The sequence below is a fragment of the Pseudomonas sp. GW823-FHT06B06 genome, assembly GCF_058795195.1.
Genome location: NZ_JBXAHO010000027.1, coordinates 43056 through 61893, shown reverse-complemented (window position 1 = coordinate 61893; position 18838 = coordinate 43056). Strand labels below are relative to the sequence as shown.

Below are 18838 nucleotides of genomic sequence, written 5' to 3'. Positions count from 1 at the left end.
GATCGACGTAGAGCCGTAGGCGCGAGGCTTGCCCGCGAAGAGCCCCTTACAAGCTGCAGAAGTCTTCAGGCCTTGATGCTGACCAGACTCAACAACTGCCCATCCTTGACCCCGAACTGTGCCTCGAGCTCGGTACCGTTGCGCCACTCGCCGGACAGGTCGGTCAACAACCGCAACCGCACTTCACCTGATTCGCTCCACTCCAGCACCTCGGCGTGTTCGAAGTAGAAGCGTTGTTGGACGATCGGGTAAAGCGCCTTGAACAGGCTCTCTTTCACTGAAAAAGTCAGGGTGACCAGCAACGCCAGTTGATCACGACGCCCAGCGGCCATGCGCTGCATTTCCGGCGGAGTGAGGATTTCCCCGGCCAGGCGTTCGGCACGTTCGGCATTGAGCAAGTTTTCCAGGTCCATCCCCAACCCTCGCCAATGGGTTTTCCTGGCGACAATCGCCGCGGCCCGACCGGTGCTGTGGGTGATCGAACCGGTGATGTGCGCAGGCCACACAGGTGCCCGGTCATCACCGATGGCCGGGCTGAAGTTCAGGCCTTCCAATTGATGCAGGGCTGCGCGGGCGCAGATTCGCCCGGCGAGAAATTCTGCCTGGCGTTTGGCGACCGAGCGCTGAATGCTCGCGGGCGCCTCGATAGCGCTGAGCTGGAAGTCATCGCTGTGCAGTTGCGAAGTATCGAAGTGGGTACTCAGCAGCACTACGTCGGGCAGCACCAACGGCAGCGGCCAATGGGCATCGAGGGGCGTGCAGCAAACGGGCAGGGCAGGGACGGAATTCATGTCGGGCATTTTGCCGGGTTGCCTTGATGCTGGGTAGTGCTTGCCACAAAAGCCCCTCAATACGGGATCTACTTGCTAAAGATCTTCTTGAAAAATGCCTGCATATCCGCCCACGATTTTTCATCCGCCACTTTGTTGTAGCCAATATCCGGCCCGCCATGATCGCCATGGCTCAAGCGATCAGCATCGGGGTTGCTGAAACCGTGCTTGGCGCCGTCGAGGCTGACAAACTGGTAGTCAGCGCCGGCCTGGTCCATCTCGGCCTTGAAGGCCGCGACGTTTTGCGGTGTGACCAGGCTGTCCTGGGCGCCGTGTTCGACGAGGACTTTCGCCTTGACGCTGCCTGGTGTCGCAGGGGTATTGGTCGCCAGCGCGCCATGGAAACTCACGACACCCGCCAGAGGAACACCCTGGCGAGCGGCATTGAGCACCACGCCGCCACCGAAGCAGTAGCCAATGGCGGCAAGCTTTTTCGGATCGGTTTGCGCCTGTCGCTTGAGCAATTCGAGTCCCGCCTGAAACCGCGCACTGGCAATTGCGTTGTCCCTTTGCACGGCCTGCATGAAGGCCATTGCGTCCTTGGGATGCTCGGTATTCTTGCCGTCGCCATACATATCGATGGCCAGGGCGCTGTAGCCCAGACCGGCGAGGTCGCGGGCGCGACGCTTGGCGTAGTCGTTCAACCCCCAGAATTCATGTACCACCACGACACCGGGACGCGGACCTTTTATTGCGTCATCAAAGGCGTAGTAGCCAAACATCCGTGTGCCGTCGGGACTTTGGTACGGGATTTCCTGAGTCTTGATGGCGGCCTGGGCCAGCCCGCTGGCGGCGAGTAAGAAGAGGGCGAAGAGCATGCGCATGGTCGGTCTCCTGCAAGAAAAACCTCGAAACATCTGGGTGGATATGGTTCAGCTCAGGTTAAGCGGGTGTTCAGGGTGGGTTCAGGGCCGCGTGGTTAATCTTGCCTCGTAGCCAAAACAACGCTAACTCTTGAGGAGCTTCACCCATGACTGGATTCAAAAAACTGCTGCTGGCATTCACCGTCTTCGGCGCTAGCACCGCAGCGATCGCTTCCAACGACAGTTTCGCCAGCCTCACTTATGGGCAGACCAGCGACAAGATCAAAAAATCCCACGCCTTGAACGATAACCTGAATAGGCCGAACGCCGACGGCGTGATTGGCAAGGACAACACTTGGGGCTTGCGTGTAGGCCAGCAAAACAGCCAAGGCCGCTACTACGCCACTTACGATAACGTGTCGGGCTCGCACAATGGCATTAAACTGCGTCAGGAAAACCTGCTGGGCAGCTTCGACCTGTTCCATCCGCTGGGTACTGATACCAGGCTGTTCGGCGGAGCCTCGGCCGGATTGACCAAAATGACCCAGGAATCACCAGGCTTCAGTCGCGACAGCAACATCGGTTACGCCATCGGTGCACAGGCAGGCATTCTGCAACAGGTTTCGCAAAACACTTCTGTTGAACTGGGGTACCGTTACCTGCGCAGTAACGCCAGCACCGAAATGAGTGAGCGAGGTGGTAGCAAACAAGGTTCGCTGAGCTTGACCAGCAGCGCACAGACCTACCTTTCAGCCAACTACGCTTTCTGAAAAGCGAGTGTGACCGCCGCGCCGGGTCAATCCAGGAGATTGATCCGGCGCGGCCCGTCAACCATGGAGGTCCGTCAATCGTGCCTCTGGAGTATTTGATTTGCCTGGGAGAGCGAGATGAAACTGCTGGTCGTCGAGGATGAAGCGCTGTTGCGTCATCACCTGCAAACCCGCCTGACGGATAGCGGCCATGTGGTCGAGTCCGTGGCCAACGCCGTTGATGCGCTGTACCAGACAGGGCAGTTCAATCATGACCTGGCGGTGATTGATCTCGGGTTGCCGGGCATGGGCGGGCTGGATCTGATCCGTCAGTTGCGCTCGCAGGGCAAGACCTTTCCGATCCTGATCCTCACAGCACGTGGTAACTGGGAGGACAAGGTGGAAGGTCTTGCTGCCGGTGCCGACGACTATGTGGTCAAGCCCTTCCAGTTTGAAGAACTGGAAGCTCGGCTAAATGCATTGTTGCGTCGCTCCAGCGGGTTTACCCAGTCAACGATCGTTGCCGGGCCGCTACTGCTGGACCTCAATCGCAAGCAGGCGACCCTTGATGAGCAACCCCTGGCGTTGACCGCGTATGAATACCGGATACTCGAGTACTTGATGCGCCACCACCAGCAGGTGGTGCCCAAGGATCGTTTGATGGAGCAGCTTTATCCCGATGATGACGACCGCGATCCGAACGTGATTGAAGTGCTGGTTGGCCGGCTGCGTCGCAAACTCGAAGGTACCTCCGGTTTCAAGCCAATTGATACGGTGCGTGGGCTGGGCTATCTGTTCACCGAGCGTTGCACTTGATCGGTTCTCTTCGCGTTCGCCTGATGCTCGCCGCCACGATCCTGGCGGTATTGTTCATGCTGGCATTGTTGCCGGCGATGCAGGGAGCATTCAGCCTGGCACTGCAGGATGCCATCGAGCAGCGATTGGCGTCGGACGTCACCACGTTGATCTCCGCCGCACGGGTTGAGAACAACCGCTTGCTGATGCCGGAACAGTTGCCCGATGAGCGCTTCAACCTGGCTGATGGCAATTTGCTCGGTTACATCTACAGCCGCGAGGGCCAATTGGTGTGGCGTTCGAAGGACACCCTTGACGCGAATATCAATTACAAGCCGCGTTACGACGGGCGCGGTAATGAATTTGCCAGGATTCGCCAGGACAATGGCCAGGAATTTTTCGTCTATGACGTCGAGGTCAAACTCCTCGGTGGCAAAAGTGCGGCGTTCAGCTTTGTCGCGTTGCAACCGGCGCGTGAATACGACGCCACGCTCGGCGGCCTGCGAGACAACCTGTACTTGGGTTTCGGCGCGGCGTTACTGGTGCTTCTGGCGTTGCTTTGGGTCGGCTTGACCTGGGGGTTGCAGGCATTGCGCCGGCTGAGCCAGGAACTGGATGAGATCGAAAGCGGAACCCGCGAAAGCCTGAGTGAACAGCACCCGCGTGAACTGCTGCGCCTGACTGGCTCTCTCAACCGTCTGCTGTTCAGCGAGCGCGAACAGCGTAGCCGTTATCGCGATTCACTCGACGACTTGGCTCATAGCTTGAAAACCCCACTGGCGGTATTGCAGGGTGTCAGCGAAGGCATGGCGCAACGCCCTGAGGACCGGGAACAGGCCTGGGTGCTGCAGACCCAGATTGAGCGCATGAGCCAGCAGATCAGTTACCAACTGCAACGAGCCAGCCTGCGCAAAAGCGGTCTGGTGCGTCATCAGGTGCGCCTGCAACCGGTGTTGCAGAGCCTTTGCGACACACTGGACAAGGTCTATCGCGACAAACAGGTACAAGTAACCTTCGATTTGCCGGAGCCGTGTCTGGTCCCTATCGAGCAGGGCGCCTTGCTGGAAATGTTGGGCAATCTGCTGGAGAACGCTTATCGACTGTGCCTGAGCGAGGTGCGCGTCAGCGTGCGCGCCCTTAACGGAATCGAGATATGTGTAGAAGACGATGGTCCAGGCGTCCCGCTCGATCAGCGCACACGGATCCTGCAGCGCGGTGAGCGCCTGGACCGACAGCATCCGGGGCAGGGTATTGGCTTGGCGGTGGTCAAGGACATCATCGAAAGCTATAGCGCAAGACTTACCCTGGGTGACTCGCCCCTGGGCGGTGCGGCTTTCCGTATTCAGTTTCCGCAGGCGTGATGCTCTAGGAGACAGCTTGCTGGCGATGGCGATCGTACAGATGCTATCGCCAGCAATCCGGCTCCTACAAATCCCGAGCCCGATAGGCCCCTGGCGTCAGTCCGGTCCACTTCTTGAATGCCCTATGAAACGCTGACGGTTCGGAAAATCCCAATTGCTCAGCGATCTGTTGCAATGGCAAGTCGTTGCGGCCCAGGTGATAAATGGCGATGTCGCGGCGTAGTTGGTCCTTCAGCTCCTGAAAACTGGTGTTTTCTTCACGCAGATGCCGGCGTAGCGTTTGCTGGCTGATATGCAGGTGCGCAGCCACGGCCTCCAGATCCGGCCAGGGTGACCGGTCGCGACTGAGCAAGCGTCGCAACTGGCTACTCAGGCTGTGGCCGTCATCGGGGCGTGATAACAGATCGGCAGGCGAGCGTTCAAGGAACTGCTTGAGCGTGCGTTCGTCTTGCAGCAGTGGCATGTCCAAGTAGCGGCTGTGAAACAGCAGGCTGCTCTGTTGTGCCGAAAACTCGAGTGGGCACGAGAACAACAACTCGTATTCGGCACCATGTTCCGGTCGCGGATAGCTGAACGTGGCGTGCTCCAGCCGAATAAGCTGGCCGATCAACCAGCTGGCGAAGCGATGCCAGATCACCAATAGACTCTCGGTGAGGAAATGTTCCGGGTCCCAGAGGTGTGAATCATCCAGGCTCAGTCGAATCATTTCGTCTTCGCGCGCCAGCGTCAGGCGCGGGGCGTCCGGGAATAGGCTGTAAAACATTAATCCGCGATGCAGTGCCTTATCCAGATTGCGGCAATGGATAACGGCATGACACATCATCGCGAAGCTGCCTGGCTTGCTGACACCTTGCCCGAAACCCAGGTACTCATCGTCCAATGCCAGCCAAAGTCCCTGGATCAGGCGGGTGAATTGTTCCGGAGGAATGCGCGCTCGAGGCTCGTCGAGCAATTCGGGGCTGATCCCCAATTGCTGCAGCAGTCCTGAATAATCGTAGCCACGCCGTTGCGCCCCACCGAGAACGGCGCGGGCGAAATGACTGGCGATGGTGCGTTCGCGCATAGCAGGCAAGTCCGTCCATTGAACGACGGATGGTAGCCGCGCTTCATACCCATGAACAAGGCGGATATCCGCCAGATTACCGGGGTGTGATTCGACGAGTGGGCGGAAATCCGCCATGGCTCAAACGTCGTGCGCGGCCCTGGAAAAACCTGCAGCCCTTGTTGTCACAAGGCTTACAGACTTTTCGTACAAGGTGGCACGGGCCTTGCGATGGAACCAGCAGATGCCTGCCGTCGCGCAGCTCGAAAAAACAAATCCCTCCAGTGCAGGAGGGTTCGCCATTGAGGTGGGGTGGGCAACAGATGGATGTTGACGCCGCGCACTCTTGAGGAACTTTGCAATGACGACTCGTCAGCCACTGTACAAATCCCTGTATTTCCAGGTGATCGTTGCAATTGTCATCGGTATTTTGCTCGGTCACTACTATCCACAGCTCGGTGTGGCCGTAAAACCGCTGGGTGACGGGTTCATCAAGCTGATCAAGATGATCATCGCGCCGATCATTTTCTGCACCGTGGTCAGCGGTATCGCTGGCATGCAGGACATGAAGTCGGTCGGCAAGACCGGCGGTTACGCACTGCTGTACTTCGAAATCGTTTCGACCATCGCCTTGCTGGTCGGACTGGTAGTGGTCAACATAGTCCAGCCGGGCGCCGGCATGCACATCGACGTGTCCACGCTGGATGCCTCCAAAGTGGCTGCCTATGTCTCGGCCGGTGCGGATCAAAGCGTCGTCGGCTTCCTGCTCAACGTGATCCCATCCACCATCGTCGGTGCGTTCGCCACCGGTGACATTCTGCAAGTGCTGATGTTCTCGGTGATCTTCGGTTTCGCCCTGCATCGCCTGGGTGCCTACGGCAAGCCGCTGCTGGACTTCATCGATCGCTTCGCCCACGTGATGTTCAACATCATCAACATGATCATGAAGCTCGCGCCAATCGGTGCCTTCGGTGCCATGGCTTTCACCATCGGTGCCTACGGTGTCGGCTCGCTGGTGCAACTGGGTCAGTTGATGGCCTGCTTCTACATCACCTGCCTGCTGTTCATCCTGATCGTGCTGGGCGGTATCGCCCGCGCTCATGGCTTCAGCGTGTTGAAGCTGATCCGCTACATCCGTGAAGAGCTGCTGATCGTGCTGGGTACGTCCTCTTCGGAGTCGGTGCTGCCGCGCATGCTGATCAAGATGGAGCGTCTGGGGGCGCAGAAGTCCGTGGTTGGCCTGGTAATCCCGACCGGCTACTCGTTCAACCTCGACGGTACTGCGATCTACCTGACCATGGCAGCCGTGTTCATTGCCCAGGCCACCGACACCCACATGGACATCACGCACCAGATCACCTTGCTGGTGGTGTTGCTGCTGTCTTCCAAAGGCGCTGCAGGCGTGACCGGTTCGGGCTTCATCGTACTGGCGGCCACCCTGTCCGCCGTAGGCCACCTGCCGGTTGCCGGTCTGGCGCTGATCCTGGGTATCGACCGTTTCATGTCCGAAGCCCGTGCATTGACCAACCTGGTCGGTAACGCCGTTGCCACCATCGTTGTGGCCAAATGGGTCAAGGAACTGGACACCGACGTGCTGCAAGCAGAGCTGGCCTCGGGCGGCCGCGGGATTGCCGACGAGCCTAAAGACGATGTTCTGGGCCACGTCGAAGGGGCTACCCCGACTAACGCCCGGTAAGCCTTGTTGTCATGAAAAACCCGCTTCGGCGGGTTTTTTCTTGCCCGGGATTTGAGCACAACGGTCATTGCGTTTGGCGCATAAGGTGATTGCTGCAAAGCGCTTGGCTGCCTAGGCTGGGGAATCATCCAGGGAGAACGCTCATGCTCGGTCCACTGGCATCACTCAAGGTTCTGGATTTCTCGACACTGCTGCCGGGGCCGTTCGCTTCGCTATTGCTGGCGGACATGGGCGCCGAGGTGCTGCGCATCGAATCGCCGGCCCGCATGGACCTGCTGCGCGAGCTGCCGCCGCACGATCAAGGTGTATCGGCCAGCCATGCCTACCTCAATCGCAACAAACGCAGCCTGGCTCTGGATCTCAAGCAGCCCGAAGCGATGGAAGTGATCAGGCAATTGTTGCAGGACTACGACATCGTGCTTGAGCAGTTCCGCCCCGGCGTCATGGAACGCTTGGGTCTGGGTTATGAGGCTCTGAAGGCGATCAAACCAGGACTGATCTATGTATCGATCACTGGTTACGGCCAAACCGGCCCCTATAAAGACCGTGCCGGCCATGACATCAATTACCTGGCGCTGGCCGGGCTTTCGAGCTACAGCGGTCGCGCCGACAGTGGGCCGCTGCCGTTGGGCATGCAGGTGGCAGACATTGCCGGTGGTTCGCTGCACGGAGTCATCGGCCTGCTGGCTACCGTGATCGCTCGACAGCAAACCGGACAGGGTCAGCACCTGGACGTGAGCATGACCGACTGCGTGTTCAGCTTGAATGCCATGGCGGGCGCCGGGTACCTGGCTTGTGGTGTCGAGCCGGATCGGGAAGACCAGATGCTCAATGGCGGCAGCTTCTATGACTATTATCGTTCCCGGGATGGGCGTTGGCTGTCTGTAGGCAGCCTGGAACCGGGGTTCATGAAACAGTTGTGTGCGGCGCTGGGGCTGGAGGAGTGGGCCAGCCTGGGGCTATCTGCGCAACCTGCGCAGCAACGCAAGCTCAAGGATGCGCTGAAGACTGAATTTGAAAAGCATGATTTTGCCGAGCTGTGTGCGCTGTTCGCCGAACTGGACGCTTGTGTCGAGCCGGTACTGAGCCTGGGTGAGGCGGTGCGGCATCCGCAGTTGCAGGCGCGGGAGCTGGTGACACAAGTACCACGGGGTGATGGGGCGAGTCAGGCGCAGATGGCGTGCCCGTTGAAGTTTTCAGGCGGGTTGCCAGAGCCCAGGCATATTGGCGCGGCGCTGGGGCAGCATACGGATCAGGTGTTGGGAGAGTTGGGGTTCACTGCTGAACGGATTGCCGAGTTGCGACGTGCCAAGGTAATTCTTTAGCGCCTGCCAGTCCGCCTTCGCGAGCAAGCCCGCTCCCACATCGGATTTGAGCTGGAGCGAAAATTCCCTGTGGGAGCGGGCTTGCCCGCGAAGAGGCCGGCGCAGACACTGAAAATCCTGTTACTCAACCCGCATTTCGCCACTGAATACCAAGGTGTTGCGACACCGCCGACACAAATAGCGCCGCCCTTGGCGCACCAGGCCGTGACGTTGCGCCGAGAACGGGAAATCGCTGTCGGCGCACGGGCACTTGTAGATGTAGCGGGTCACGCTGCGGCGCTTGACGTCGTAGGTGTGGCAGCGGTTGGGCGGCAATTCGTAAACGCCGCGCATGATCAGTTGCCACTCTTCGCCATGGGGCTGGATGCGGTCGCCGAACAATTGATGGGCGATCAGGTGCGCGACCTCGTGAGCGACTGTCTGCTTGAGAAAGTCTTCGGTATTTTCACGGTACAACTGCGGATTGAAGCGCAGCAGGTTCTCGTGCAAGTGCGCGACACCGGCTTTTTGCCCACGCAGCTTAAAACTCACCACGGGGCGCTTGAAAGGTCGTTTGAAAAAGGATTCGGCTTGTTGGAAACAATCTTCGACGCGGTTATTGAGTTGCTCGGGCATGCTTGATGGATCTCCAGAGCGGTCGAGTATGCCGCAAGCCAGGGGCCTTGCGAATCTGCGAGGTGCCGAATGGTCTTCGGACTCTTTGTGCCTGGGCATTAAAAGGCCGCCTTGCGGCGGCCTGTGTCGGCAGATCTGATTTTTTTGTGGTGAGCTGTTAATTGGTATAGACCGGCCCCACGCCGAGTCCCCAGACAATCACGGTGAACGCCATGATGGCGACCAGCACCACCAGGCCTACGGCGAGCACCGAACTTGAAAACAGAAAGCCCTCGTCAGATGGAATGTTCATGAATGTTGGCAATCCCACATACAGCAGGTACACCGTGTAGCAGATGGCCGCCGTGCCGACGATCATCCCCAGCCACAAGTGGGGGTACAAGGCCGCGAGGCCGCCGATGAACAGCGGAGTAGCGGTATAGGTTGCGAACGCAATGCAGCGTGCGAGGCTCGGATTGGCGTCATAGGTGCGGGCCATCCAGTGGATGAACGCGCCCATCACCGCCACTCCGCCGAGCATCGCCAGGTACGACATGACTGTCATCCATAGTGCGCTTTCCACGGTCAGCATTACCGGGGGACGATTGCCGATGACCCAGCCCACCTGTGTGGTCCCGATGAATGCCGATACCGCAGGTATCGCCGCCAGGATCAGCGTATGGGTCAGGTACATGTGGCTGATACTTTCTTCCTGATCGCCACGAATCTCTTTCCATTCTTGGTCAGGGTGGGTAAATAGCCCCACTACGTGATGGATCATGCCAGTCACTCCTCTTGTTTTTACCGTCGCCCCCCAGTGGAGCGCCCTACGGGCCAATGAGGCCAAGTAAGTACTAGGTCTGTATGTGATTGCGACCTTATGTCGCAGTATAGGAAGGACTTAACCCTACAGGGGGTGTGGCTTAGAGCAAATTGCGCTGTAAAGCGCCGGGGTAATCGCTGTTGCATCTGTAGGGCGGGCGATCCGTCGGGGCACTTCGCCCCTGGAGGGTTTTTGCGTAAAATGCCGGCCTTTCGTCACACCTCACGGATTTCGCGTCATGGGCACTCTTACGGTCAACCAGAACAAACTGCAAAAGCGCCTTCGCCGACAGGCCGGTGAGGCGGTCGCCGATTTCAACATGATTGAAGACGGGGACAAGGTCATGGTCTGCCTGTCCGGCGGCAAGGACAGCTACACCATGCTTGATGTGCTGATGCACTTGCAGAAGGTCGCGCCGATCAAGTTCGAGATCGTGGCCGTGAACATGGATCAGAAACAGCCGGGTTTTCCCGAGCATGTGCTGCCGGCCTACCTCAAGGAATTGGGTGTCGAGTATCACATCGTCGAGAAAGACACTTACTCGGTGGTCAAGGAGCTGATTCCGGAAGGCAAGACCACCTGCTCCCTGTGCTCACGCCTGCGTCGCGGCACGCTCTACACCTTCGCCGACGAAATCGGCGCGACCAAGATGGCTTTGGGGCATCACCGCGACGACATCGTCGAAACGTTCTTCCTGAACATGTTCTTCAACGGCTCGCTGAAGGCCATGCCGCCGAAGTTGCGTGCCGATGACGGGCGTAACGTGGTGATCCGCCCCCTGGCCTACTGCAACGAAAAAGACATCCAGGCCTACTCGGACCTTAAGCAATTCCCGATCATCCCTTGCAACCTCTGCGGCTCCCAGGAAAACCTGCAGCGCCAAGTGGTCAAGGAAATGCTGCAGGACTGGGAGCGCAAGACCCCGGGCCGTACCGAAAGCATTTTCCGCAGCCTGCAGAACGTGATCCCGTCGCAATTGGCGGACCGCAACCTGTTCGATTTCACCAGCCTGAAGATCGACGAATCCGCCGCTTCGCGCTTCGTCAACGTGGTCAACCTCTAAACACGATCACTGTGGGTGCCAGCCTGCTGGCGCCCACAGGTGTTGTTTCAAGGGGGGCCGTTTATTTTTCAATCCTCAGGAGAGGGCATGCGCGACTACAAGTGGCTGAACGAATACTGCTTGAACCGCTTCGGTTCGGCGGCTGAACTGGAAGCCCATCTGCCCGTTCCCAAGACTGCAGCACAACTGCGTGACATCACCGACGATCGTTACTTGTCGACCATGGCACTGCGCGTATTCCGCGCCGGGCTCAAGCACAGCCTGGTGGACGCCAAGTGGCCGGCTTTCGAAGAAGTGTTCTTCAAATTCGACCCGGAAAAAGTCGTGCTGATGAGCGCCGAACACCTGGAGCGGCTGATGCAGGACACGCGGATCATCCGCCATCTGGGCAAGCTCAAGAGCGTACCGCGCAATGCGCAGTTCGTGCTGGACGTGGCCCATGAGCAGGGCAGCTTCGGGGCGATGATCGCCGATTGGCCGGTGACCGACATCGTCGGACTGTGGACTTTGCTGAAAAAACGCGGTCATCAATTGGGCGGCTTGTCGGCGCCACGATTCTTGCGCATGGTCGGCAAGGATACGTTTGTGCCGAGCTATGACGTGGTGGCGGCATTGAATGCGCAGCAGATTGTCGACAAGGTGCCGAGCAGTCTGCGCGACCTGGCATTGGTGCAGGACGTGTTCAACCAGTGGCATGAAGAAAGTGGCGGGCGGCCGATGAGCCAGATTTCGATGATGCTGGCCTACACCGTCAACCATTAGGACCGAGTTGCCCCGTTCGCTGGCAAGCCAGCTCCTACAAAAACACCAGACCTGTAGGAGCTGGCTTGCCAGCGAAGGCGTCGGATCAGGCGACGGAAATATCCCCCTCGCCAGCCAATTTGCGGTTCAATTGATATCGCCACCGCACATACAACAGTGCCGAACAGAACACCGCCAAACTCGCGGCCATCTCCAGCACGCCGAAGATCTGGCGATTCGGGTCATAAGCAGCCAATGCGCCCTTGATGAAATACAGGTTCACCACAAAGCACATCCACGAATGCCCGCGGGCATTGCCGACTATCATCCCCGGCGCGAGCAGTAACAACGGCACCAGCTCAATCAGCAAAATCACCCACGGCCGTGCTCCGTGCAGGTCGGCGACCATCAGGTAGTAAACGCACAGCAACCCCACCAGGCCGAAAAAACACAACAGGCTGATAACGCGCATGGCCCGAACCCGTGGTTCAAGCCATTCGATAGCGGGCAGGACCTTCGGTTTCTTGGCCACCCTTAACCCTCCAGTTTCTGAGCTGTCTTGGCCAAGCGCATGCCCAAGGCCCGGCACAGTGCAACTTCATGGGCATCCAGCCCGCTTTTGCCATCGGCCCCGGCGTGATGGCTGGCGCCGTACGGCGTGCCGCCGCCCTGGGTTTCCAGCAATGCCGACTCGCTGTAGGGCAGGCCGGTGATCAACATGCCGTGGTGCAACAGCGGCAGCATCATCGACAGCAGGGTGGTTTCCTGCCCGCCATGCAGGCTCGCGGTGGAGGTGAACACACCGGCGGGTTTGCCCACCAGGGCGCCGGTCAGCCACAAGTTGCTGGTGCCGTCGAGAAAGTACTTGAGTGGCGCCGCCATGTTGCCGAAGCGGGTCGGACTGCCCAGCGCCAGGCCGGCGCAGTTCTTCAGGTCATCGAGGCTGGCATAGAGCGCGCCTTCATCCGGGATATCCGGCGCGACGGCTTCGCACTCGGTGGAAATCGCCGGTACCGTGCGCAATCGGGCTTCAAGGCCGGCCTGTTCGACACCGCGGGCAATTTGCCGGGCCATTTCGTTAGTCGAACCGCTGCGGCTGTAATACAGCACCAGAATGTACGGCGCAGTCACGGCAACAACTCCAGGATTTGCTCTGGCGGACGGCCGATGATGGCCTTGTCGCCGACTTCGAGGATCGGTCGCTCCATCAGTTTCGGATGGGCGGCGATGGCGGCGATCAATTGCGCCTCGCTCAGGCTGCTGTCGGCCAGGGCGAGGGTCTTGTATTCGTCTTCGCCGGTGCGCAACAGTTGCCGTGCACTGATCCCGAGTTTGCCCAGCAGGCTCTGGATTTGCGCGGCGTCCAGCGGCGTTTCCAGGTAGCGGACCACCGTCGGGGCCAGGCCGCGGGCTTCCAGCAGTTCGAGCGCACCGCGGGATTTCGAGCAGCGCGGGTTGTGATAAAGCGTCAGATCGGTCATGAGCGGGTCGCATCTTGCGTAAGGTGGCGGCTATTCTAACTGGGCAGCGCGTAATCCTGAACCTTGCCGGGCGATGGGTCGCAGGCGCTTTCAATTTTTGACAAGGAACACGACATGACTAGGCGACTGGCAGCGGCATTGACGATTATCGGGGCGTTGATGCTGGGGGGCTGCGGTAACGACTACGGGATCGATCAAAACGGACAGAAGGTCGCCGCCGAGCGCCTGGATGGAAAATGGCTGGTGATCAACTATTGGGCAGAATGGTGCAGCCCGTGCCGTACCGAGATTCCGGAATTGAACGCGTTGGCCGACCAGCTCAAGGACAAGAAGATCGGCGTGTTCGGGGTCAACTTTGACAACGTGCAGGGCGAAGAGCTGAAAAGTGCCAGCGAGAAACTCGGAATCAAGTTCACCGTGCTGGCGCAGGACCCTTCCGAGTTATTCGAATTGCCGCGCAGTGAAGCACTGCCGGTGACCTACATCATCGATAACAAGGGCAAGGTGCGCGAACAGTTGATGGGCGAGCAGACGGCGGCGGGGGTGGTGGCGAAGCTGGAGGCGTTGCAGGCTAAAAACTGATCGCGGGGCTGCTGATCGTTCCCACGCTCTGCGTGGGAACGCCGCCCGGGACGCTCCGCGTCCCTGTGACGCAGAGCGTCACTTGATGCATTCCCACGCAGAGCGTGGGAACGATCAGGTAGAGGAGATCAACCCTCTTCCAGCCACCAGCGCAACGGCTTGCCTTCAGCTGGCCAGAAGCGCATCTGGTCGATCGACGAGACGTCCCAGCGCTGCACGCTTTCCAGCGCCTGGAGGAAGCGTTTTTCCTGCTCCATCAGTGCCGGCGCACAGAGCTTGCGAGTGCTGCCGATCTTGCCGAAGCTCAGCTTGTCGCCTTCCAGTGTGTACGGCGCAAACCAGTGGTTGCAACCGCCGCTACCGTAGGCGCGACCGTCTTCACCCAGGGTAATGGTCAGGTGGCTGTAGTCCATCAACGGCCGTTCGCCGATCCACTCCAGGATATAGCTGCGATTTTGCTGCAGTTGCACCGGCTCGGCGGCGCAGCCCAGCAGGCTTGCACCGGCCATCGCAGTCAGGGCGAGGCGTTTCATCACGCAGGCTCCTGGCATTTGGGGCACAGGTGTTTCTCGCCAACGGTGGTCCAGCCCAACTCGGCAATCCGCGCGGTGGCAGCAGGCTTTTCGGCCTTGTTGCCGAGCTTGGCGTCAACGGCGAATTCGAAACTCAGCTCCTTGGCGCAGCTGTCGCAGTTCACCTGCCAGGTATGGATCGCCAGTTCGCCGAACACTGGACCACTGGCCACCGCGACCCATTGCCCTGGCGGGTTGATCAGGTGGCGAACCGTTTCGACGGTCAGGCGCATGGACAGGTCCTTGGCGCCCTTGAGGGTCACGACCAGCACGTCGTTATTACGAATCGAGCCGCCGTTGCCGGTGACTTGATAACGTCCCGGCACCAGGGCGCGGCATTCAGTGAGGGTGTGTTGCGGGTTCATCAGGGTGTAGCGGAAATCGTGTTCGACCATGGGTCCTCCAAATATGCGCGATATGCTAGCACGGGCATAAGCGCAGCATGGCGCGGGCATATGACCTTCGATCAGGTTCAATCACCCTCGACCTGATTCTCCGGGGTTCCTGCCGCCCAGGCCGCGATGTTCTGCAAGGTGGTCGCGGCAATAGCGCCCAAGGCTTCGCGGGTGAGGAAGGCCTGGTGTGCCGTGACGATCACGTTGGGGAAGGTCAGCAACCGCGCGAGTACATCGTCCTGCAACGGCAGATCGGAACGGTCTTCGAAAAACAGTTGCGCTTCCTCTTCATACACATCCAGTCCCAAATAACCCAGTTGGCCAAGCTTCAAGGCATCGATCAGTGCCGGGGTGTCCACCAGGCCGCCGCGGCCAGTGTTGATCAACATGGCGCCAGGCTGCATGTGCGCCAGGGATTGGTGGTTGATCAAGTGCTTGCTCTGCTCGTTGAGCGGGCAGTGCAGGCTGATGATCTGCGACTCGGCCAGCAGCTGCGGCAAGCTCAAGTAGCGGGCGCCCAGCGCTTCGACCTGCGGATTGGGGAAGGGGTCGTAGGCCAGCAACTGGCAACCGAAGCCATGCATGATTTTCGCAAAAGTCGCGCCGATCTGCCCGGTGCCGACCACGCCGACGGTCTTGCCCACCAGGTCGAACCCCGTCAACCCGTGCAGGCTGAAATCGCCTTCGCGCGTGCGGTTGTAGGCGCGGTGCAGGCGTCGGTTGAGGGCCAGGATCAGGGCTACCGCATGCTCGGCCACGGCGTGGGGCGAATAGGCCGGGACGCGCACGACCGCCAGCCCCAGTCGCTTGGCCGCCGCCAGGTCGACATGGTTGAAACCGGCCGAACGCAAGGCGATCAGACGGGTACCCGCCGCAGCCAGGCGTTCGAGCACCGGGGCGCTTAGATCATCGTTGATAAAGGCACAGACCACCTCGTGGTGCTCCGCCAGCGCGACGGTATCGAGGCTCAATCGTGCCGATTGGAAGTGCAACTCGATACCCGGTGGCAGGCTGGCGGCGAGAAAGCTGTCGCGGTCGTAGGTCTGGCTGCTGAAAATAATCGTGCGCATGCTGTCCTCCTGGAAAGTGCATCAGGCGTTGATGCGCGCCTGGGCGGCCAGGCGATTGATCGCCCGGTCGAGATCTTCAAGTGCGCCGAAGGCCTTCGGGTCTTGCTGCTTGAGCAAGGTTTCGCTGCGTTGGCAAGCGGCGCGCAATTGCGGAACTCCGCAATAGCGGGTTGCGCCATGCAGGCGATGAACCCGTTCGATCAGGGCGTTATGATCGTTACTTTGTCGAGCCTGGCGGATGGCTTCGCGGTCGGCTTCCAGAGATGCCAGCAGCATTGCCAGCATGTCAGCCGCCAGATCGGCCTTGCCGGCGGCCAGGCGCAAGCCTTCTTCGTGATCGAGCACCTGCAACTCGTAGGTGCTGGCGTGGCCATCGCCTGCACGCTCGGGCGTATGGTTGCGCAGTGCCAACCCGCTCCATTTGAGTACCACTTGCGCCAGTTGCCGCTCGCTGATCGGCTTGGTCAGGTAATCGTCCATGCCGCTTTGCAGTAATGCGCGTTTTTCGTTGGCCATGGCATGCGCCGTGAGGGCCACGATCGGCAGCGGCGTGCAATGCCGCTCGCTTTCCCACTGGCGGATCGCTTCGGTACTTTGGCGCCCATCCATGCCGGGCATCTGCACGTCCATCAATACCAGGTCGAATGTCTCGTTCTGCACCGCCTTGATCGCTGCGTAGCCGCTTTCCACGGCGAGCACCTTGGCGCCCATGTCTTCGAGCAGGGTTTGCACCAGCAGCAAATTGGCCGGGTTGTCGTCGACGCACAGCACCTTCGGCGCGCGGCTCGACAGCGGCTCGCTGGACTCGGTGCGCGACTGCCGCGGGTTGACCAGGTCGGACAGCGCGCGCCGCAGCTTGCGGGTACAGGCAGGCTTGGCCTGGAGCTGGCTGTGGGGGTTGGGCACCGACAGGTGGAATAGCGTCTGCTCCGTGGTGGGGCACAGCACCAGCACCTTGCAACCCAGGTGCTCGAGGTCCCAGATGTGTTGGTTCAGGCGTTCCGGTGGCATGTCGTTGCTGGTGATGCCCAGCACCGCGAGTTCGATCGCCTGATCGGTCTGATGCACGCCGGTGACGCCGTTCGTCAGGTTTTCCAGGGTATTGAACGTGGTGACGTCCAGGCCACAGTCTTCCAGTTGATGCTGCAACGCCTGGCGTGCCAGCTCATGATTTTCCAGCACGGCGACCCGCCGTCCGAGCAGCGGCGCACCCGGCAGGTCCTCGGCATCATCGCGGGTCTTGGGCAGGTTCAGGCTGATCCAGAATTCCGAACCCTCGCCCGGGGTGCTGTCGACGCCAATCTCGCCCCCCATCTGTTCGATCAGGCGCTTGGAGATCACCAGGCCCAGGCCCGTGCCACCGGGTTGCCGCGACAGCGAGTTATCGGCCTGGCTGAAGGCCTGGAACAGCGCGCGCACGTCCTGGTTCGACAGACCGATGCCGGTGTCCTGGATGCTGATGCGCAATTGCACGCTGTCTTCGTGCTCTTCTTCGAGCATGGCCCGGGCGACGATGGTGCCCTCGCGGGTGAACTTGATCGCATTGCTGACCAGGTTGGTCAGGATCTGCTTGAGCCGCAACGGATCGCCCACCAGCGACAGGGGCGTATCGCGATACACCAGGCTGATCAGCTCCAGCTGTTTGGCGTGGGCGGCCGGGGCGAGGATGGTCAGTGTGTCTTGCAGCAGGTCTCGCAAATTGAACGGAATATGGTCGAGCACCAGCTTGCCCGCCTCGATCTTCGAAAAGTCGAGGATCTCGTTGATGATCCCCAGCAGGCTGTCGGCAGACTTTTCGATGGTGCCCAGGTAATCGAGCTGGCGCGGGGTCAGTTCACTTTTTTGCAGCAGGTGGGTGAAGCCGAGGATGCCGTTGAGCGGCGTGCGTATTTCATGGCTCATGTTGGCCAGGAACTCGGACTTGATCCGGCTCGCCTCCAGGGCCTCCATGCGCGCCAGGTCCAGTTCGATGTTCTGGATCTCGATGGTCTCGAGGTTCTGGCGCACGTCCTCGGTGGCCTGGTCGATGCTGTGTTGCAGTTCTTCCTGGGCATTCTGCAGCGTGCCGGCCATGCGATTGATGCCGGAGGCCAACTCATCCAGCTCCTGGCTGCCCAGGGGGGGCAGGCGGGTTTCCAGATGACCGTCCTTGAGTTGCGCCACGGCTTGTTTGATCTGGGTCAGCGGCCGATTGATCGTGCGGCCCATGCGCAATGCCAGCAGCGCCGCGCCGCCGAGACCAGCGCCGATCATCAACAGGCTGGCGAACAGGCTGCGGTAGCCACGCAGCAGCATGCCGTTGTGGGACAGTTCGAGTTCGACCCAGCCCAGCAGGCGATCGGCTTCATCGGGGATCACGTCGCCGGCCAGGTTGCGGTGTTTGCCGAACACCGGCAGCAGGTAACGCGTTGCTTCGTTGCCACTGCGACGCTGCATCTGCGAGCCTTCGCCCATTGGCGCCTGGGTCAGCATGATCGGCCCGGCGTGGGCCCGCGGCGTGCGGTCTGGCGCAAGAAAGGTCACGGCCCGCACGTCCGGTTGTTCCAGGGACTGGGTGGCGATACGTTCCAGCATTTCGTTGTTGTTGTGCCCCATGGCTGGCGCCACCAGCGGCGCCAGTTGCTCGGCGATCATTTCGCCGCGCTGCAGGAGTTGGGTTTGCAGGTCCGATTGCTGCATCCAGGTGAAATAGCCGCCCAGGACCAATGCCATGAGGCTGGTCGGCAGCAACGTCAGCAACAGCACACGGCCCTTGATTCCCAGTTTCGTCAGCACGCCACTCTCCTGCAACCGGCTGTTTATCGAGCTGCGCGTGCGTCTGGCACGCGCCACTTGCGCAGTGTAGCGATTTGCAGGCGGGCGATCCTCGATAATTGATGCCGTCACTCGTCGGTTGGTCGTGCGCTTTTGCACCCT

Annotated in this window: 20 protein-coding genes; 8 read left to right on the top strand and 12 right to left on the bottom strand. The window is 60.0% G+C overall.

The features are described 5' to 3' along the window. Positions 1–65: 65 nt before the first annotated feature. Together AC1Q8Q_RS22485 and AC1Q8Q_RS22480 are read right to left on the bottom strand one after the other, a co-directional pair. Positions 66–791, bottom strand: a complete 726-nt coding sequence (locus AC1Q8Q_RS22485) for a 4'-phosphopantetheinyl transferase family protein (RefSeq protein WP_202807815.1) — start codon at positions 789–791, stop codon at positions 66–68. A 68-nt stretch (positions 792–859) separates the two neighbouring features. Beyond that, positions 860–1654 carry a dienelactone hydrolase family protein gene (locus tag AC1Q8Q_RS22480; RefSeq protein ID WP_492615512.1) on the bottom strand — a complete coding sequence of 265 codons (795 nt, stop codon included), beginning with the start codon at positions 1652–1654 and terminating at the stop codon, positions 860–862. Between the two features lie 146 nt (positions 1655–1800). Between AC1Q8Q_RS22480 and AC1Q8Q_RS22475 the strand changes: the two genes are divergently transcribed. The 3 genes from AC1Q8Q_RS22475 to AC1Q8Q_RS22465 all read left to right on the top strand — a co-directional run bounded on the left by AC1Q8Q_RS22475 (position 1801) and on the right by AC1Q8Q_RS22465 (position 4538). Next, positions 1801–2403 carry a hypothetical protein gene (locus tag AC1Q8Q_RS22475; protein ID WP_020800613.1) on the top strand — a complete coding sequence of 201 codons (603 nt, stop codon included), beginning with the start codon at positions 1801–1803 and terminating at the stop codon, positions 2401–2403. A gap of 117 nt (positions 2404–2520) precedes the next feature. After that, positions 2521–3198 carry a response regulator transcription factor gene (locus tag AC1Q8Q_RS22470; protein ID WP_020800614.1) on the top strand — a complete coding sequence of 226 codons (678 nt, stop codon included), beginning with the start codon at positions 2521–2523 and terminating at the stop codon, positions 3196–3198. Continuing rightward, positions 3195–4538, top strand: a complete 1344-nt coding sequence (locus AC1Q8Q_RS22465) for an ATP-binding protein (RefSeq protein WP_020800615.1) — start codon at positions 3195–3197, stop codon at positions 4536–4538. Before AC1Q8Q_RS22470 ends, AC1Q8Q_RS22465 begins: the two co-directional genes overlap by 4 nt. A 64-nt stretch (positions 4539–4602) precedes the next feature. On the opposite strand, the gene AC1Q8Q_RS22460 is transcribed toward AC1Q8Q_RS22465, so the two are convergent. Beyond that, on the bottom strand, positions 4603–5601 hold the full coding sequence (locus AC1Q8Q_RS22460; protein ID WP_492615511.1) for an AraC family transcriptional regulator: 999 nt from the start codon (positions 5599–5601) through the stop codon (positions 4603–4605). A 340-nt stretch (positions 5602–5941) separates the two neighbouring features. On the opposite strand from AC1Q8Q_RS22460, the gene AC1Q8Q_RS22455 reads away from it, so the two are divergent. Together AC1Q8Q_RS22455 and AC1Q8Q_RS22450 are read left to right on the top strand one after the other, a co-directional pair. Beyond that, positions 5942–7276 carry a dicarboxylate/amino acid:cation symporter gene (locus tag AC1Q8Q_RS22455; RefSeq protein ID WP_020800617.1) on the top strand — a complete coding sequence of 445 codons (1335 nt, stop codon included), beginning with the start codon at positions 5942–5944 and terminating at the stop codon, positions 7274–7276. 143 nt (positions 7277–7419) lie between these two features. Further along, positions 7420–8601 (top strand): CaiB/BaiF CoA transferase family protein, encoded by a 1182-nt coding sequence (locus AC1Q8Q_RS22450; protein WP_492615510.1) that lies wholly within the window; start codon positions 7420–7422, stop codon positions 8599–8601. 120 nt (positions 8602–8721) lie between these two features. Here the strand turns inward: AC1Q8Q_RS22450 and AC1Q8Q_RS22445 are convergent, their stop codons facing one another. Both AC1Q8Q_RS22445 and AC1Q8Q_RS22440 read right to left on the bottom strand, forming a co-directional pair. Beyond that, positions 8722–9216 (bottom strand): SprT family zinc-dependent metalloprotease, encoded by a 495-nt coding sequence (locus AC1Q8Q_RS22445; RefSeq protein ID WP_033040846.1) that lies wholly within the window; start codon positions 9214–9216, stop codon positions 8722–8724. 157 nt (positions 9217–9373) lie between these two features. Then, positions 9374–9976, bottom strand: coding sequence for a Yip1 family protein (locus tag AC1Q8Q_RS22440; RefSeq protein ID WP_020800620.1), 603 nt, complete (start codon positions 9974–9976; stop codon positions 9374–9376). Between the two features lie 280 nt (positions 9977–10256). Between AC1Q8Q_RS22440 and ttcA the strand changes: the two genes are divergently transcribed. Both ttcA and AC1Q8Q_RS22430 read left to right on the top strand, forming a co-directional pair. Beyond that, complete coding sequence (gene ttcA, locus AC1Q8Q_RS22435) at positions 10257–11081, top strand: tRNA 2-thiocytidine(32) synthetase TtcA (RefSeq protein WP_020800621.1); 825 nt, start codon at positions 10257–10259, stop codon at positions 11079–11081. 87 nt (positions 11082–11168) lie between these two features. After that, positions 11169–11843 carry a DNA-3-methyladenine glycosylase I gene (locus AC1Q8Q_RS22430; RefSeq protein WP_020800622.1) on the top strand — a complete coding sequence of 225 codons (675 nt, stop codon included), beginning with the start codon at positions 11169–11171 and terminating at the stop codon, positions 11841–11843. A gap of 85 nt (positions 11844–11928) precedes the next feature. Here the strand turns inward: AC1Q8Q_RS22430 and AC1Q8Q_RS22425 are convergent, their stop codons facing one another. Genes AC1Q8Q_RS22425 through arsC form a run of 3 tightly spaced genes read right to left on the bottom strand, consistent with a single transcriptional unit; the run spans position 11929 to position 13303 of the window. Next, a complete protein-coding gene (locus tag AC1Q8Q_RS22425; protein ID WP_489326183.1) occupies positions 11929–12354 on the bottom strand; it encodes a DUF2069 domain-containing protein in 426 nt (141 codons plus the stop codon). Between the two features lie 2 nt (positions 12355–12356). Next, a complete protein-coding gene (gene wrbA / locus AC1Q8Q_RS22420; protein ID WP_020800624.1) occupies positions 12357–12953 on the bottom strand; it encodes an NAD(P)H:quinone oxidoreductase in 597 nt (198 codons plus the stop codon). Further along, on the bottom strand, positions 12950–13303 hold the full coding sequence (arsC, locus tag AC1Q8Q_RS22415) for an arsenate reductase (glutaredoxin) (RefSeq protein WP_083349660.1): 354 nt from the start codon (positions 13301–13303) through the stop codon (positions 12950–12952). Before arsC ends, wrbA begins: the two co-directional genes overlap by 4 nt. A 114-nt stretch (positions 13304–13417) precedes the next feature. Here arsC and AC1Q8Q_RS22410 point away from each other — a divergent pair, with 114 nt between their 5' ends. Next, positions 13418–13885 carry a TlpA disulfide reductase family protein gene (locus AC1Q8Q_RS22410; protein WP_020800625.1) on the top strand — a complete coding sequence of 156 codons (468 nt, stop codon included), beginning with the start codon at positions 13418–13420 and terminating at the stop codon, positions 13883–13885. A 128-nt stretch (positions 13886–14013) separates the two neighbouring features. Here AC1Q8Q_RS22410 and AC1Q8Q_RS22405 read toward each other — a convergent pair whose 3' ends face one another. The 4 genes from AC1Q8Q_RS22405 to AC1Q8Q_RS22390 all read right to left on the bottom strand — a co-directional run bounded on the left by AC1Q8Q_RS22405 (position 14014) and on the right by AC1Q8Q_RS22390 (position 18697). Then, the gene (locus AC1Q8Q_RS22405) at positions 14014–14418 is read right to left on the bottom strand and encodes an META domain-containing protein (protein WP_020799715.1); all 405 of its coding nucleotides are present in this window, start codon (positions 14416–14418) and stop codon (positions 14014–14016) included. Continuing rightward, the gene (locus tag AC1Q8Q_RS22400) at positions 14418–14852 is read right to left on the bottom strand and encodes a hypothetical protein (protein WP_020799714.1); all 435 of its coding nucleotides are present in this window, start codon (positions 14850–14852) and stop codon (positions 14418–14420) included. The genes AC1Q8Q_RS22405 and AC1Q8Q_RS22400 overlap by 1 nt, the downstream gene beginning before the upstream one ends. A gap of 77 nt (positions 14853–14929) precedes the next feature. Then, complete coding sequence (locus AC1Q8Q_RS22395; protein ID WP_168758812.1) at positions 14930–15922, bottom strand: 2-hydroxyacid dehydrogenase; 993 nt, start codon at positions 15920–15922, stop codon at positions 14930–14932. Between the two features lie 21 nt (positions 15923–15943). Beyond that, positions 15944–18697 (bottom strand): response regulator, encoded by a 2754-nt coding sequence (locus AC1Q8Q_RS22390; RefSeq protein ID WP_168758811.1) that lies wholly within the window; start codon positions 18695–18697, stop codon positions 15944–15946. Positions 18698–18838: the final 141 nt, after the last annotated feature.